Source organism: Enterobacter cloacae complex sp. 302F9 (genome assembly GCF_050030335.1).
GTDB lineage: Bacteria > Pseudomonadota > Gammaproteobacteria > Enterobacterales > Enterobacteriaceae > Enterobacter > Enterobacter hormaechei_C.
This window is the reverse complement of sequence record NZ_JBLGUC010000001.1, coordinates 1595611-1612481: the sequence shown is the minus strand read 5'-3', so window position 1 is coordinate 1612481 and position 16871 is coordinate 1595611. Positions and strand designations below refer to the sequence as shown.

Annotated in this window: 11 protein-coding genes; 5 read left to right on the top strand and 6 right to left on the bottom strand. The window is 56.0% G+C overall.

The features are described 5' to 3' along the window. Positions 1-4: 4 nt before the first annotated feature. From dmsA to lrp, 6 genes are all read right to left on the bottom strand, one after another. Complete coding sequence (gene dmsA, locus ACQG0T_RS07560; RefSeq protein ID WP_126499015.1) at positions 5-2449, bottom strand: dimethylsulfoxide reductase subunit A; 2445 nt, start codon at positions 2447-2449, stop codon at positions 5-7. A 211-nt stretch (positions 2450-2660) separates the two neighbouring features. Beyond that, positions 2661-3953 (bottom strand): serine--tRNA ligase, encoded by a 1293-nt coding sequence (gene serS, locus ACQG0T_RS07555; protein WP_003858266.1) that lies wholly within the window; start codon positions 3951-3953, stop codon positions 2661-2663. A gap of 92 nt (positions 3954-4045) precedes the next feature. Further along, entirely contained in the window at positions 4046-5389 is a 1344-nt protein-coding gene (gene rarA / locus ACQG0T_RS07550) for a replication-associated recombination protein RarA (protein ID WP_023296220.1), read from the bottom strand. 9 nt (positions 5390-5398) lie between these two features. Further along, positions 5399-6013: an outer membrane lipoprotein chaperone LolA gene (gene lolA, locus ACQG0T_RS07545; protein ID WP_003858270.1), complete on the bottom strand. Its 615-nt coding sequence runs from the start codon at positions 6011-6013 to the stop codon at positions 5399-5401. A 127-nt stretch (positions 6014-6140) separates the two neighbouring features. Beyond that, positions 6141-9809 (bottom strand): DNA translocase FtsK 4TM domain-containing protein, encoded by a 3669-nt coding sequence (locus tag ACQG0T_RS07540; protein ID WP_271040652.1) that lies wholly within the window; start codon positions 9807-9809, stop codon positions 6141-6143. 135 nt (positions 9810-9944) lie between these two features. After that, positions 9945-10439, bottom strand: coding sequence for a leucine-responsive transcriptional regulator Lrp (gene lrp / locus ACQG0T_RS07535; protein WP_000228469.1), 495 nt, complete (start codon positions 10437-10439; stop codon positions 9945-9947). Between the two features lie 543 nt (positions 10440-10982). On the opposite strand from lrp, the gene trxB reads away from it, so the two are divergent. From trxB to infA, 5 genes are all read left to right on the top strand, one after another. Next, positions 10983-11951 (top strand): thioredoxin-disulfide reductase, encoded by a 969-nt coding sequence (gene trxB, locus ACQG0T_RS07530; protein ID WP_003858303.1) that lies wholly within the window; start codon positions 10983-10985, stop codon positions 11949-11951. 114 nt (positions 11952-12065) lie between these two features. Beyond that, a complete protein-coding gene (cydD, locus tag ACQG0T_RS07525) occupies positions 12066-13832 on the top strand; it encodes a heme ABC transporter permease/ATP-binding protein CydD (RefSeq protein ID WP_015570980.1) in 1767 nt (588 codons plus the stop codon). Continuing rightward, entirely contained in the window at positions 13832-15553 is a 1722-nt protein-coding gene (gene cydC / locus ACQG0T_RS07520; RefSeq protein ID WP_252051934.1) for a heme ABC transporter ATP-binding protein/permease CydC, read from the top strand. The genes cydD and cydC overlap by 1 nt, the downstream gene beginning before the upstream one ends. A 45-nt stretch (positions 15554-15598) precedes the next feature. Further along, positions 15599-16303 (top strand): leucyl/phenylalanyl-tRNA--protein transferase, encoded by a 705-nt coding sequence (gene aat / locus ACQG0T_RS07515; protein ID WP_232959876.1) that lies wholly within the window; start codon positions 15599-15601, stop codon positions 16301-16303. A gap of 284 nt (positions 16304-16587) precedes the next feature. Further along, a complete protein-coding gene (gene infA / locus ACQG0T_RS07510) occupies positions 16588-16806 on the top strand; it encodes a translation initiation factor IF-1 (RefSeq protein WP_002211347.1) in 219 nt (72 codons plus the stop codon). Positions 16807-16871: the final 65 nt, after the last annotated feature.

Here is a 16871-nt window from a genome sequence, read left to right as displayed (position 1 = left end):
CTCCTTACGCCTTTTCAACCTGAACGAGGTTTGTGTGGGATGGGTTGCCCTTCGCCAGCGGCGACGGACGCTGCGTAGTGAGAACGTTGATGCAGCCCGCCTGATCGATACGGTTCGCATCCGGGTTATACCAGGCCCCTTCCCCCAGCGCGACAACGCCAGGCATCATACGCGGAGTCACTTTAGCTTCGATATGCACTTCGCCACGTCCGTTGAAGATACGTACGCGATCGCCATTACTGATGCCGCGCGCTTTCGCATCCATCGGGTTGATCCACATCTCCTGTCGGCAGGCCGCTTTCAGTACGTCAACGTTGCCGTAGGTGGAGTGAACACGCGCTTTGTAGTGGAAACCGGTCAACTGAAGCGGGAATTTCGCCGTCAGCGGATCGTTGTAGTTTTCGAAGCCTGGCGTATAAATCGGCAGCGGATCGATAACGTCCCCTTCCGGCAATTCCCACGTTGCGGCAATTTTTGCCAGCTCTTCGGAGTAGATCTCGATTTTGCCCGACGGCGTGGTCAGCGGATTGGCCTGCGGATCGTCGCGGAAGGCTTTATACGCCACGTGATGCCCTTCGGGATCGCGCTGCTTGTACATGCCCTGCTTGCGGAAGGTATCGAAGTCCGGCAGGTCAGGAATGGCTTTGCGTGAGAGCTCGTGCAGATGGCGCATCCACCCTTCCTGAGTACGTCCTTCAGTGAACTGCTGCTCAACGCCAAGACGTTTCGCCAGCTCGGAAGTCATCTCATAAATGGTTTTGCACTCGAAGCGCGGTTTGATGGCCTGGTCAGTGAAGATCACATAGGACATGTTGCCGCAGGAGGCGTCCAGCGCGAAATCCATCTGCTCAGACGCAGTGCAGTCTGGGAGCAGAATATCGGCATACTTGGCCGATGAGGTCATGTGGCAGTCGATCACCACAATCATTTCGCACTTCTTGTCGTCCTGCAAAATTTCATGGGTGCGGTTGATTTCAGAGTGCTGGTTGATCAGGCAGTTACCGGCGTAGTTCCAGATCATTTTGATCGGCACGTCCAGCTTATCTTTGCCCCGAACACCGTCACGCAGCGCGGTCATTTCCGGGCCGCGCTCGATCGCGTCCGTCCACATAAACATGGAGATGCTGGTCTGAACCGGATTATCCAGCGTTGGCATACGTTCAAACGGGACTTCATACGAGCCTTCACGCGCCCCGCTATTACCGCCGTGAATACCAACGTTGCCAGTCAGAATCGAGAGCATAGAAATAGCGCGGGTGGCAATTTCGCCGTTCGCGTGGCGCTGTGGTCCCCATCCCTGGCTGATATAAGCCGGTTTGGCTGAACCAATTTCACGGGCCAGCTGAACAATACGCTCGACTGGAATGCCGGTAATGGTGGATGCCCACTCAGGGGTTTTCGCTACCCCGTCGCTGCCCTGACCAAGAATGTACGCTTTGTAATGCCCGTTAGCCGGTGCGCTGGCTGGCAGGGTCTTCTCGTCATAACCAACGCAGTATTTATCAAGGAACGGCTGATCGACGAGGTTTTCAGTGATCATCACATACGCCAGCGCATTGACCAGCGCCGCATCGGTACCAGGGCGAATAGGGATCCACTCGTCTTCACGTCCCGCGCCGGTATCGGTATAGCGCGGATCGACGATGATCATACGTGCGTTGGATTTGGCGCGCGCCTGCTCAAGATAATAGGTTACCCCACCGCCGCTCATCCGGGTTTCGCTTGGGTTGTTACCGAACAACACCACCAGTTTACTGTTTTCGATATCCGACGGGCTGTTACCGTCTGCCCAGCCGCCGTAGGTGTAGTTCAGCCCCGCAGCAATCTGTGCGGAAGAGTAGTCGCCGTAATGATTGAGATAGCCGCCGCAGCAGTTCATCAGGCGCGCCACCAACGTTTTACCCGGCGGCCAGGAGCGGGTCATGGTACCGCCCAGCGTGCCGGTGCCGTAGTTGAGGTAGATGGATTCGTTGCCATACTCTTTGATCAGGCGCTGCATGTTAGTCGCGATAATATCGTAGGCTTCGTCCCAGCTAATACGCTCGAACTTCCCTTCCCCACGCTTACCGACGCGCTTCATTGGGTATTTCAGACGATCCGGGTTATAAACGCGACGGCGCATTGAACGGCCACGCAGACAGGCACGAACCTGATGTAACCCTTCGTAGTTATCATCGCCGGTATTGTCTGTTTCGACATATTTGATTTCACCGTCCACAACATGCATACGCAGAGGACAACGGCTACCACAGTTAACGGTACAGGCACTCCACACCACTTTTTCCGGGGCTGAAGCGGGAGACAGAGCCTCCGCCGCCGACGCCAGACGGGTAAAAGGGAGCGTAAAGGCGCTGCTGGCAACCGCCAGACCGCCTATTGCCGTGGTTTTCATCAACCCACGGCGAGTGACCTCGGCAGCCATTAACGCTTCAGGCGCTTTGATTTTCATAAAGACTCACTTTGGTTGCTCACAAAGAAATAAAGGGCGGCATACACCGCTATATAGTTTTATGTATAACGATATTTTTGGTTATCAGTGTTTTATGCTGACTTTCGTTCGGAGGAGTATTACTACTTTAGAGGGAGGGGTTATTGCTTCGTATCAAATCAGAGGCATAAAAAAAGCGCCCTGAGGCGCTTTTTTGTCTTAGAGCAAATAATTAGCCGATGAACTGCTGGCCTTTCATGTAAGGGCGCAGCACTTCAGGGATCTCAATGCGTCCGTCAGCCTGCTGGTAGTTTTCCAGCACAGCAACCAGCGTACGGCCTACTGCCAGACCGGAACCGTTCAGGGTATGAACCAGACGGGTTTTCTTGTCAGATTTGCTGCGGCAACGCGCCTGCATACGACGCGCCTGGAAATCCCAGACGTTGGAGCAGGAGGAGATTTCACGGTAGGTGTTCTGCGCAGGCACCCAGACTTCAAGGTCGAAGGTTTTGCAGGCACCGAAGCCCATGTCGCCGGTGCACAGCGCCATACGGCGGTACGGCAGGCCCAGCAGCTCCAGCACTTTCTCAGCATGACCGGTCATCTCTTCCAGCGCGTCCATAGACTCTTCCGGACGAACGATCTGCACCATCTCAACTTTATCGAACTGGTGCATTCGGATCAGACCGCGCGTATCGCGACCGTAAGAACCGGCTTCAGAACGGAAACATGGAGAGTGTGCGGTCAGTTTGATTGGCAGATCGTCTTCGTCGATGATCTCATCACGCACGAGGTTGGTCAGCGGCACTTCCGCGGTTGGGATCAGCGCGTAGTTGCTGCTGTCAGCTTCTTCGTCCAGCGGACGGGTGTGGAACAGATCGCCGGCAAATTTCGGCAGCTGGCCTGTACCGTACAGCGTATCGTGGTTAACCAGATACGGAACGTAGGTTTCGCTGTAGCCATGCTGCTCGGTGTGCAGATCCAGCATAAACTGCGCCAGCGCACGGTGCAGATGGGCAATCTGACCTTTCATTACCACGAAGCGAGAACCGGTCAGCTTAACCGCAGCCGCAAAGTCCAGGCCCGCGTGCATTTCGCCCAGCGTGACGTGATCGCGCACCTCAAAGTCAAACTCGCGAGGCGTGCCCCAGCGTTTCACTTCAACGTTGTCGTTTTCGTCTTTGCCGACAGGCACGCTGTCGTCAGGAATGTTCGGGATCGCCAGAGCGATATCACGAATTTCAGCCTGAAGAACATCCAGTTCAGCTTTCGCCTGATCCAGCTCTTCACCCAGTTTGTTCACTTCCAGGCGTAATGGCTCAATATCTTCCCCGCGCGCTTTCGCCTGGCCAATGGATTTCGATCGAGAATTACGCTCTGCTTGCAGATTTTCAGTTTGTACCTGCAAAACTTTACGACGCTCTTCAAGAGCGCGCAGCTTATCTACATCCAGCTTAAAGCCCCGGCGTGCCAGTTTTTCAGCGACTGCGTCTGGCTCATTACGCAGCAGATTGGGATCGAGCATGCTTATCCTGTGCTTATCGAATTAAAAAAGGAAAAAGTGACCACAGCCTGCGGCCACAGAGATATATTGCCAACATTACCGCAACGATTGAACTAACGGTAGCGTTTTATAGGGCTATTTTGATCCTGTCCGGCAAGCCAGGCGAGCTTTTCGCCAATCTTACCCTCAAGACCTCTGTTTGTGGGGTGATAATAGCGGGTTTGTGCCATCTCCTGCGGGAAATACTCCTCGCCGGCGGCGTAGGCATTGGGTTCATCATGGGCGTAGCGATACTCCTGCCCATACCCCATCTCTTTCATCAATTTAGTTGGCGCATTGCGCAGATGAACCGGCACATCGTAGTCCGGACGTTCACGTGCATCTGACATCGCCGCTTTGAAGGCGGTATACACCGCGTTACTTTTCGGCGCGCAGGCCAGATAGACAATTGCCTGCGCAATGGCACGCTCACCTTCTGCGGGTCCGACGCGGGTAAAGCAGTCCCAGGCGGAAATAGCAACCTGCATGGCGCGTGGATCGGCATTACCGACATCTTCCGACGCAATGGCCAGGCAGCGACGCGCGACATATAACGGATCGCCACCGGCGGTAATGATACGCGCGTACCAGTAGAGCGCCGCATCCGGGGCGCTGCCGCGCACGGACTTATGTAACGCAGAGATCAGGTCGTAAAAACGATCGCCTTTATTATCGAAGCGCGCGCTGCGTTCACCGGCTATTTCGGTGAGCAATTCAGGTTTCAGTACGCGCTTGCCGGCATCATCCACTTCGGCCATATCGGCCATCATTTCCAGCGTATTCAGTGCACGACGCGCATCGCCGTTGACCAGTTCAGCGATCGCACGACGCGTATCGTCCGGCAGAACGATATCCTGTCCGCCGTAACCCCGCGCTTTGTCCTCCATCGCCTGGGTCAGAACCTTTTCGATATCCTCTGTAGTCAGGGATTTAAGCAGGTAAACGCGGGCGCGGGAAAGGAGCGCAGAGTTCAGCTCAAACGACGGGTTTTCCGTGGTTGCGCCGATGAAGAAAATCGTGCCGTCTTCAATGTGCGGCAGAAACGCATCCTGTTGGCTCTTGTTGAAGCGGTGGACTTCATCGACAAACAGAATGGTGCGGCGCCCGGCATTACGGTTTTGCCGCGCGCGCTCGATCGCCTCACGAATCTCCTTCACGCCGGAGGTAACCGCCGAGATGCGCTCAACGTCCGCGTTAGCATAGCGGGCGATCACTTCAGCGAGGGTTGTTTTGCCGGTGCCGGGTGGCCCCCAGAGGATCATGGAGTGCAGATGCCCCGCCTCTATGGCGCGCGGCAAGGGTTTCCCCGCAGCCAGCAGGTGTTGCTGGCCGATGTACTGCGCTAAATTTTCTGGCCGCATACGGGCGGCCAGAGGTTGAAACGCATTATCTGAAAAATCGAGCGACAGGTTGCTCACTCATGCCTCTTACTTATTACGTTGGTCGTCCACCGTTACGCCCTGCGGTGGGGTAAAGGTGAATTTCGAAGCATCTACGGCGCCGTTTTGCTGAGACTTGAGCTGATAGCTACTGCGCTGATCGTCCTGCTCAACCGCACCGAACTGATTAATGGTACCGTTGCTGCTCACGTTAATGGTGAACTGCTTCAGGTTACCGTTGCTGCCTTTTGGTGTCAGGACGAACTCATCACCGTTTTGTTTAATGTTGTACTGCTGCCAGTCGCTGGACTGGTTACGGGCAATGAGCATAAACGGCGTATTGCTGGTCGCGTCTTTCAGCCAGGTGGCGGTCGCCTGCTCAACAAACGGGTTGTAGAACCATAAGGTTTTCCCGTCGGACACCAGCACGCTTTCATCCGGCTGGGTCATGTGCCAGTTGAAGAGATTCGGGCGTTTCACCCACAAATCCCCCTGACCTTCCTGCACCGCGTTGCCACTGCCGTCAGTCACTTTTTGCGTGAAGCTGGCGTGGAAGCTGCTCACTTTATCCAGTCGGCTTTTAAGGTCGCTGGCTGCATCAGCCCAGACGCTGCTGGCAACAAAACTGGAGAGTAATGCACAGGCGATGGCGATTTTTTTCATTGTTATTCCTTAAAATACGTCTTCCCGATATGGGGGTTCCGTTTCTATTCTGGACCTGCCCGAAGGCAGGCGACAGAAGAATATGCTTAATTTTTGCTGATTTACCCTTCTTTGCAATCGCTGAAGGTTAATCAAACGGCGGTGGCGCCAGCACCTCACGGTTACCGTTATGCCCCTGTTCGCTCACAATACCCTGGGCTTCCATCTGCTCGATAATACGCGCCGCGCGGTTGTAGCCAATACGGAACTGGCGCTGGACGCCGGAGATGGACGCCTTACGTTTTTCGGTAACGAAATTAACCGCCTGGTCAAATAACGGATCCAGCTCTTCGCCGCCGTCAAAACCACCGCCGCCACCTTCGCTTTCACTGTCGGAGGTGATGCCGTCAACGTATTGCGGCCGACCGCGCGCTTTCCAGTCCTGCACCACCGCATGCACTTCCTGGTCGCGAACAAACGCACCGTGTACGCGCACCGGCGAGGTGGAGTTCGGGCCGGAATAGAGCATATCACCCATACCCAGCAGCGACTCTGCACCGCCCTGGTCAAGGATAGTACGCGAGTCAATTTTACTCGACACGGTAAACGCGATACGGGTCGGGATGTTTGCCTTAATAAGTCCGGTGATAACGTCTACGGACGGACGCTGCGTTGCCAGCACCAGGTGGATGCCCGCCGCACGCGCTTTCTGTGCCAGACGCGCAATCAGCTCTTCCACTTTCTTGCCAACGGTCATCATCAGGTCGGCGAACTCATCCACCAGCACCACGATGTAAGGCAGTTTTTCCAGCACCGGATGCTGGGTATCCATGCTGTCCCCCGGCTTCCAGTATGGGTCCGGAATCGGACGGCCCATACGTGCCGCCTCAGCGATTTTCTCGTTATAACCGGCCAGGTTACGCACGCCCAGCGCAGACATCAGCTTGTAGCGACGCTCCATTTCATTGACGCTCCAGCGCAATGCGTTGGCGGCGTCCTTCATGTCGGTCACTACTTCCGTTAACAGGTGCGGAATGCCTTCGTAGACGGACAGTTCAAGCATTTTCGGGTCGATCATGATGAAACGCACATCTTCAGGCTGCGCTTTGTAGAGCATACTGAGGATCATGGCGTTCACCCCGACCGATTTACCGGAGCCGGTGGTACCCGCAACCAGCAGGTGCGGCATCTTCGCGAGATCGGCAACCACCGGATCGCCAGCGATATCTTTACCCAACACCACGGTCAGAGGGGACGGGTTGTCGCGGAATTTGGTGTTATCCAGAACTTCACGCAGATAAACGGTCTGGCGTTTCTTGTTTGGCAGCTCAAGGCCAACGTAAGGCTTACCTGGGATCACTTCCACCACGCGTACCGCCACGGTCGACAGAGAACGCGCCAGGTCACGGGAGAGGTTAGAAATACGCGCCGCTTTTACGCCTGGCGCCAGATTCAGTTCGAAACGGGTGATCACCGGGCCAGGTGAGTAGTTCACCACGTCCGCTTTAATACGGAAGTCAGCCAGACGCGCTTCCACCAGACGGGCCATCTGCTCAAGAGCAAAAGTATCCACCGGTTCGACTTCCGCTGGCGGCGGCGTTAACAGATCCAGCGACGGCAACGGCGTACTTGGTCGTTGCAGCGGACGGCTGTCTCCGTTACGCATCAGCAGCGGGTGAATCAGGCTTTCCTGCGGCTGTGGTGCTGGCTGCTGGAACTGCGGCTGCGGCGGTTGGGCCGACGGTGTATGCGGCTGCGCATAAGCCTGCGGCGCTGGCTGTTGTGGCTGCGCATTAACCTGCGGCGCTGGCGCCTGACGCACCGGTTCCGCTTCTGGCATCACGCTCGGCGTGAACAGCGGTTCGCTCGGACCGTCATCCACCAGATCTTTCATCGGTGAAAATTCAAAATCCGAGAGCGAGAACGGGTTTGCCCCCGAAGGCTGCTCACCGGAATAACGTTGCTGTTGCGTGGCCGCAAACTGACGCGCTAATTCCGCTTCGGCAGCATCATCTTCATCCTGCTGAGAATGAACATCGTGTTGGTACTCATTCCCGTAGCGTTGAGTCTGCTGGGCGGCAAACTGACGCGCCAGCTCATCCTGATGCAGTTCGTCGGCATCATCTTCGTAGTCGGACTCACGGGCTTTCTCTTCCGCCATACGCTGGGAAGGCAGTTTAATGCCATAAGAGGCCAGCTCCCGGCGCGTCGGTACGCGCACGCGATTAGGACGCGGCAATTGTGGACCAATGCCCTCTTTTACCTGAGGACGCGGCGCACCATCGGTTACCGGGCTGAATAGCGGAGCGGACGCGGCAGCGGCTGCCGTTGCCTGCTTCACGGTTTCCGCTCTCGACGCAACGGCTGGCGCTGGGTCTACAGGTGCAACGCTCGCAGAAGGCGCTTTTACAACAGGCTCCTGCACCGGCTCAGGCACGGGCTGATACCAGGCGGCAAGCTGCTCGCGCTCTCGGGCACGGCGCTCTTCCACCTCTTCAAAATAGTACAATGGCGGACGGGATGGCTTCGCTTCCTCCACCATTTCGGGTTCAGACACCGGCGCAACGTATGGCTGTTCAGGCTCAGCAGGTTCGGGCGTATAGGCCTGATACGGCTGTTGCGGCTCGCTGGCAGGCTCAGGCGGCTGATACGGTTGCTGCCACTGTTCCTGCTGCACAGGAATATAGCTTTCAGGCTCCGGCGCAATGGTCGGTTCAGGCGTATGGACGCCTGGCGCAGTCTGCCAGTCCACCTGCGGTTGCTGGATCGCGGACTCCGGTGCCGGAACAGGCGAGGACGGCATCACGGCTTCAACAGGCGCAACATGGGCCTGCGCAGCCGTCGTTGCGGCAGCAGCAGCGGCTACCGGTTCAGTCACGGAATGACCATGCAACAGCGGATCGTATTCATCATACTCACCCGGCGTAGCTCGATGACCAGAGAACAACACATCATCAGGATCGACGGCCGCGCCGCGATACTCAATCTGCTCCTCTTCATCCATACGTTTGCCGGAGAAAAGCGCGGCATCCGTTTTACGGCCTAACGGGTTAGCAAATTTTTCAGCAACGCGCTGGCGGCGCGCCAGAGCACCGCGCAGAATACGGGCACGGCGGGATTCACGACGCTGCACGGATGCCTCGTCTTCCTCTTCGTACTCATCTTCATATTCATCTTCATCGACCCACGTATCATCACGACGGGTGCGATTGCTGGCAAACGTCAGCAGAGTCAGAATAAAGCTGCCGATTTTTTCGGCAATGCTCACCCAGGACCAGCCGGTAAACAGCGTCAGGCCCGCTGCCCAGATACAAAGCAGCGCCAGCGTGCCGCCGCTGCTGTGAAGCATCGGTTGCAGCGCGGAGCTCAACAGGCTGCCAATCACCCCGCCGGAGGCGAAGTACCAGATGTCATCGGCGTTGATCGCCGCCAGTCCGCAGGAGGTGAGGATCAGCGCCAGGGCGCCAATCAGGCGCAGCGAAACGGCAAAATAATCGATGTAGTCGTCGTTCTGTCGATGACGCCAGGCAAACCAGCATCCGCCAATAATGATGACGGGAAGGGTATAGGCCATCACACCGAAAATGAAGAAGAGCGTGTCCGCAAGCCAGGCACCGGGAACACCACCTAAATTATGGATAGGCTCATGCCATGCGGTTTGCGACCAGCTGGGGTCTGAGGGGTTGAAACTGAGTAAGGCAGCCATCAGCCAGACGGCAAAAAGGGCAATAACAATCAGTAACGCCTCAAGGAGACGACGTCCGCTGCTTAGCTTAGATAATGTGACTTCTTTGTCTTCAGTGTATTCCTGGCTCAAGAAAGGCTCTCCAGGTATCAGGCATGTCCTGCCTGTGTGCTAAAACGGACAACAGCGCCGGGACTTCCCGGCACTGTTGCTGTATGGATTAACAGGAGTGTAATCAAACTACACTGATTTTGCACCTGTTCCGTGTTAGCGCGTCTTAATAACCAGACGATTGCTCTGTTTGACCTCTTCCATCACCACATAAGTACGGGTGTCGTTCACGCCTGGCAGACGCAGCAGGGTTTCCCCCAGCAGCTTACGGTAGGCGGACATATCAGGCACACGGGTTTTCAACAGGTAGTCAAAATCACCGGAAACCAGATGACACTCTTGAATTTCTTCAAGTTTTTGTACAGCGGCGTTAAATTGCTCAAACACATCTGGTGCACCACGATTCAGAGTAATCTCAACAAATACCAGAAGTGAGGCATCCAGATAATGCGGGTTCAGCAGAGCCGTATAGCCCTGAATAAAACCCTGTCTTTCCAGTCGACGCACACGCTCAAGGCACGGCGTCGGGGAAAGTCCCACACGTTTTGAAAGCTCGACGTTGGAAATACGCCCATCCTTTTGCAATTCATTAAGAATGTTACGATCGATACGGTCGAGATCTTTGCCAGGGCGCTTCTTGCTATCTACCATTATTATTGTCTCTCTGTATTCCTTCCCTACTCCTGCCTGGACCCTGTGCACATCACTGTTCAGAGCCTGGACCCGTTATTCATCACATCGCCTGGTTATGTATTAGACGCGATGTAGATTCGGGTTCTGCGGTAAGAAGACCGTTGCCCGAAAGCAGTCACAGACATCACGTATGGCGTCTGTCCACACCATGCGTAGATTTCACTGACCCGGTAAAAATGGCATTTCCGTGCATGTCTATGCGGCATGCAGTTCGTGCGTCTTTTTTTCTTCCTTGAATGTTTTCGCAAAAGCGCAGGGGATTGTCAAAGCAAAACATCGATTTTTAGTACAACATGCCGGATATTCATTACGGAGGGGTATTAATCCTCATTTTATTGCCTTATAAACGCGCGGTTTTCAGTAGCAGAAGTGATGTGACCGCCTCTGACCCATAGGGCGCGTCTATTGCATATATCGGAAGCAAAACTCTCCTGCTCTTTTTTTACGGCAACAAATTCCCTACAATCCAGCCCATTGCCTGCCAACAACAATGGGGATCTCATGGGCACGACCAAACACAGTAAGCTGCTAATCCTTGGTTCTGGACCTGCGGGATATACCGCAGCGGTCTATGCTGCACGCGCTAACCTGCAACCGGTACTGATCACCGGGATGGAAAAAGGCGGTCAGCTGACCACCACCACGGAAGTGGAAAACTGGCCTGGCGACCCGAACGACCTGACCGGGCCGCTGCTGATGGAGCGCATGCACGAGCATGCCGCCAAATTCGAAACCGAAATCCTGTTCGACCACATCAATAAAGTGGATTTGCAGAACCGTCCGTTCCGCCTGACGGGTGACAGCGGCGAATACACCTGCGATGCGCTGATCATCGCCACCGGCGCCTCTGCCCGCTATCTCGGCCTGCCGTCTGAAGAAGCGTTCAAAGGCCGCGGCGTGTCAGCCTGCGCGACCTGCGACGGTTTCTTCTATCGCAACCAGAAAGTTGCGGTTATCGGCGGCGGCAACACCGCTGTGGAAGAAGCGCTGTATCTGGCAAATATTGCCTCAGAAGTACACCTGATTCACCGTCGCGACACCTTCCGCGCGGAGAAGATCCTGATTAAACGCCTGATGGACAAAGTGGCGAGCGGCAACATTGTGCTGCATACCAACCGTACGCTGGAAGAAGTGACTGGCGATCAGATGGGCGTGGCGGGACTGCGTATCCGTGATACCCAGAACACCGATAACGTCGAAACGCTGGAAGTGGCAGGCCTGTTTGTGGCAATCGGTCACAGCCCGAACACGGCTATCTTTGAAGGCCAGCTGGAGCTGGAGAACGGCTACATCAAAGTGCAGTCTGGCATTCACGGCAACGCCACCCAGACCAGCGTTCCGGGTGTCTTCGCAGCTGGCGACGTGATGGACCATATTTATCGTCAGGCGATCACCTCTGCGGGCACCGGTTGTATGGCCGCGCTGGACGCAGAACGCTACCTGGACGGGCTGGCTGAACAAGGCAAATAATCTTTACAAGTCAGTAACAAACGTAAATAAAGGCGGCCACTGGTCGCCTTTATTTTTGCTCGCGTGTAACATGCAGAGGTCTAATTTCTTATAACGTCACCTGCAAAGTACGCAATGGAAAAAACCCGTCAACAAGAGTTAACCCGCTGGCTGAAACAGCAAAGCGTTCTGTCCCGCCGCTGGCTTATGATTTCCCGCGTTTTGGGATTCATCAGCGGTCTGTTGATTGTTGCCCAGGCATGGCTGCTGGCCCGCATTCTCAACCATATGATCATGGAGAACATCCCGCGCGAAGCGCTGCTGTTGCCGTTTATCGTTCTGGTGCTGGTTTTCGTTCTGCGTGCGTGGGTGGTCTGGCTGCGCGAGCGGGTTGGGTTCCACGCCGGGCAGCACATCCGCTATGAGATTCGCCGCAAGGTACTCGATCGGCTTTCGGAAGCCGGACCTGCGTGGATCCAGGGTAAGCCAGCCGGCAGCTGGGCGACGCTGATCCTTGAGCAAATCGACGATATGCACGATTACTACGCGCGTTATCTTCCCCAGATGGCGCTGGCGGTGTTTGTGCCCCTGATGATTGTTATCGCCATCTTCCCTGTTAACTGGGTGGCGGCGTTGATCCTGCTAGGCACCGCCCCGCTCATCCCGCTGTTTATGGCGATGGTCGGCATGGGCGCGGCAGATGCTAACCGTCGTAACTTCCTGGCGCTGGGTCGGTTGAGCGGTCATTTCCTGGACCGTCTGCGCGGAATGGAAACCCTGCGGATCTTCGGTCGTGGTGAAGCGGAAACCGAAAACATTCGCCTGGCGTCGCAGGATTTCCGTCAGCGCACCATGGAAGTGTTGCGCATGGCCTTTCTCTCTTCTGGCGTGCTCGAATTTTTCACCTCCCTGTCGATTGCGCTGGTGGCGGTTTACTTTGGCTTCTCCTACCTCGGCGCGCTGGACTTTGGCCACTACGGTACGGCGGTCACGCTTTCCGCCGGGTTCCTGGCGCTGATCCTGGCCCCGGAATTTTTCCAGCCGCTTCGCGATCTCGGCACCTTTTACCATGCCAAAGCGCAGGCGGTGGGTGCTGCCGACAGCCTGAAAACCTTCATGGAAACGCCGCTGGCGAATCCGGAGCGTGGTGAGGTAACGCTGAATACGAACGATCCGGTGACCATTGAAGCACAGGATTTTTCTGTTCTGTCGCCTGAAGGCAAAGTGCTGGCCGGTCCGCTGAACTTTACCCTGCCTGCCGGGCAACGTGTGGTGCTGGTGGGTACCAGCGGCTCAGGTAAAAGCTCATTGTTGAATGCGCTGTCAGGTTTTATGGCGTACACCGGATCGCTGCGTATCAACAAAACGGAGCTGCGCGAGCTCGATCCGGATGCCTGGCGTAAACAGCTGAGCTGGGTGGGGCAAAACCCTCAGCTGCCAGCTCCGACGCTGCGCGAGAATGTGCTGCTGGCACGCCCGGATGCGCGTGAAGATGAGCTGCAATCGGTCCTCGACCGCGCCTGGGTCAGCGAGTTTCTGCCGCTGCTTGCGCAGGGTGTCGATACCGTCATTGGCGATCAGTCTGCCGGGCTGTCAGTTGGCCAGGCACAGCGCGTCGCGGTCGCCCGTGCGCTGCTGAATCCCTCTTCGCTAATGCTGCTGGACGAACCTGCGGCCAGCCTGGACGCTCACAGCGAGCAGCGCGTGATGGATGCGCTTAACGCAGCCTCACGCCAGCAAACCACCCTGATGGTGACTCACCAGCTGGAAGGTATTGCCGACTGGGATCAGATCTGGGTGATGGAAAACGGACACATTGTTGAACAAGGCGATTACGCCGCGCTTGTTGCCGCGCAGGGGCCGTTTGCGACCCTGCTGGCGAACCGTCAGGAGGATATCTGATGCGCGCCCTGCTTCCGTATCTTGCACTGTATAAACGCCACAAATGGATGCTGACGCTCGGGATCGTGCTGGCGATCGTTACTCTGCTGGCCAGCATCGGTCTGCTTACGCTTTCCGGCTGGTTCCTCTCCGCGTCTGCGGCCGCAGGCTTTGCCGGGCTGTACAGCTTTAACTACATGCTGCCTGCCGCCGGGGTGCGCGGCACGGCGATTACGCGAACTGCCGGACGCTACTTCGAACGTCTGGTCAGCCACGACGCGACCTTCCGCGTGCTGCAACACCTGCGTATTTACACCTTCAGCAAACTGCTGCCCCTCTCCCCTGCCGGGCTGGCACGTTTTCGACAGGGCGAATTACTCAACCGCGTGGTCGCAGATGTGGATACGCTGGATCACCTCTATCTGCGCGTCATTTCACCTATGGTGGGCGCGTTTGTAGTGATTGTCGTGGTCACGCTGGGGTTGAGTTTCCTGGATGTTCCCATCGCACTGACGCTCGGCGGCATCATGCTGATGACGCTGATTATTCTGCCGCCCCTGTTTTATCGTGCAGGTAAAACCACCGGGGAAAACCTGACGCGCCTGCGAGGGGAATATCGCCAGCAGCTCACCGCCTGGTTGCAGGGACAGGCCGAGCTCACCCTTTTTGGTGCCAGCAAACGGTACCGCGCCCGCATGGAAAATACGGAGCTGAACTGGCATGAAGCCCAGCGGCGCCAGTCTGAACTGACCGCGTTCTCCCAGGCGCTGATGATGTTAATTGGTGGGATTGCCGTTATCGCCATGCTCTGGATGACCTCCGGTGGCGTGGGCGGTAACGCGCAGCCTGGCCCGCTGATTGCGCTGTTTGTTTTCTGTGCCCTGGCAGCCTTTGAAGCCTTAGCCCCGGTCACGGGCGCCTTTCAGCATCTCGGCCAGGTGATTGCCTCTGCGCTGCGCATTACGGATATTGCCGAGCAGGAGCCGGAAGTGAAGTTCAGCGCGGGTCAAACCGCTGTGCCAGAGCAGGTCGCGCTGACGCTCAGCAATGTCACTTTCGCCTACGACAAGCAGGCGCAAAACGCGCTGGAAGACATCACCCTTTCTGTTGATGCCGGGCAGCGCATTGCGATCCTTGGCCGTACGGGATGTGGGAAATCGACACTTCTGCAACTTCTCACGCGCGCGTGGGACCCACAGCAGGGCGAGATTCGGTTTAACGACGTTCCGCTGTCTGGTTTTAGCGAAGCGGCCTTGCGTAAAACGGTCAGCGTCGTGCCCCAGCGGGTGCATCTGTTCAGCGCTACGCTGCGCGATAATCTTCTTCTGGCGGCACCAGACGCCTCCGACGATACGCTGCGGGCAATGCTGGAGCAGGTTGGGCTGCACAAGCTGCTTGAAGACGACGGGTTGAACAGCTGGCTGGGTGAAGGGGGTCGACAGCTTTCCGGCGGCGAACTGCGTCGTCTGGCCATTGCGCGTGCGCTGCTGCACGATGCGCCGCTGATGCTGCTGGATGAACCGACAGAAGGACTGGATGCCACGACAGAGAGCCAAATCCTTGATTTACTGGCGGATGTGATGAAAGGTAAAACCGTGCTGATGGTCACGCACCGTCTGCGCGGGCTGGTGAATTTCGATCAGATAATTGTGATGGACAACGGACACATAATTGAGCAAGGTAGTCACGCAGAGCTGCTGGCAAAACAAGGTCGCTACTACCAGTTTAAACAGCGCCTGTAGACTATATTTGTAGCGTCCTCTCTCGCGTACTGGAGTTCTGTTGTCATGCGCCTGGTGCAGCTTTCTCGCCATAATATTGCGTTCCCTTCTCCGGAGGGGGCGCTGCGTGAACCTAACGGCTTGCTGGCTCTGGGCGGCGATCTCAGCCCGGCACGGCTCTTAATGGCTTACCAGCGCGGCATCTTTCCGTGGTTTTCTCCTGGCGACCCGATCTTATGGTGGTCTCCCGACCCGCGAGCCGTGCTGTGGCCTGGGCAGTTTCACCTGAGTCGCAGCATGAAGCGTTTTCATGCAAAATCACCCTTTCGCGTCACGCTTAATCACGCCTTCGGCCAGGTTATCGAAGGCTGCGCTGAAGATCGTCATGAAGGCACCTGGATAACCCGCGATATCATTATCGCCTACCACCAGCTTCATGAGCTGGGCTACGCCCACTCTATCGAAGTATGGAAAGAGGATAACCTCGTCGGCGGAATGTACGGCGTGGCGCAGGGCACGCTGTTCTGTGGCGAGTCGATGTTCTCCCGCGCCACGAATGCATCAAAAACCGCGCTGCTGGTGTTTAGCGAGGAATTTGCCCGACGTGGCGGACGGCTGATGGATTGTCAGGTGCTGAATGAGCACACCGCCTCGCTCGGCGCCGTTGAAATCACCCGCCGACACTATATCGAACACCTTGAACAGTGCCGAAAAGAGACCCTTCCACGCGATTTTTGGGTTCCCAGAGCGCTCTTTATGCCCAATGCCTAAATGTTTTCCGCATATTTTTTATGAGGGTGTTATAATTATGCCGCAGAGTAGCTTCTGCCTGTTGCCCCGCCGCCGTTTGGGACCCTCGCTTCAGATAACGTCCTGACGTTTATCCTGTCGTCTCCCCTTTACGAATGCGCTTTCTGTTCGGTTGTACCGTGACGCTTGGGCAATACGCTGAGACTGTTTTGCTGCGTTTTAAACGCGCAATTCTTTACTTAATTGAGGAATTTCGGCATTATCTTGCCGGTTCAAAACTTGGTAGTGATACCCCAGAGGATTAGATGGCCAAAGAAGACAATATTGAAATGCAGGGTACCGTACTTGATACGTTGCCTAATACCATGTTTCGCGTAGAACTGGAAAACGGTCACGTGGTAACTGCGCACATCTCCGGTAAAATGCGCAAAAACTATATCCGCATTTTGACGGGCGACAAAGTGACTGTTGAACTGACCCCGTACGACCTGAGCAAAGGCCGCATTGTCTTCCGTAGTCGCTAATTGTTTTCGCCTGTAATGGCAGATGAATATTAAATAAGGCCGGGATATTCCCGGCCTTATTTTTT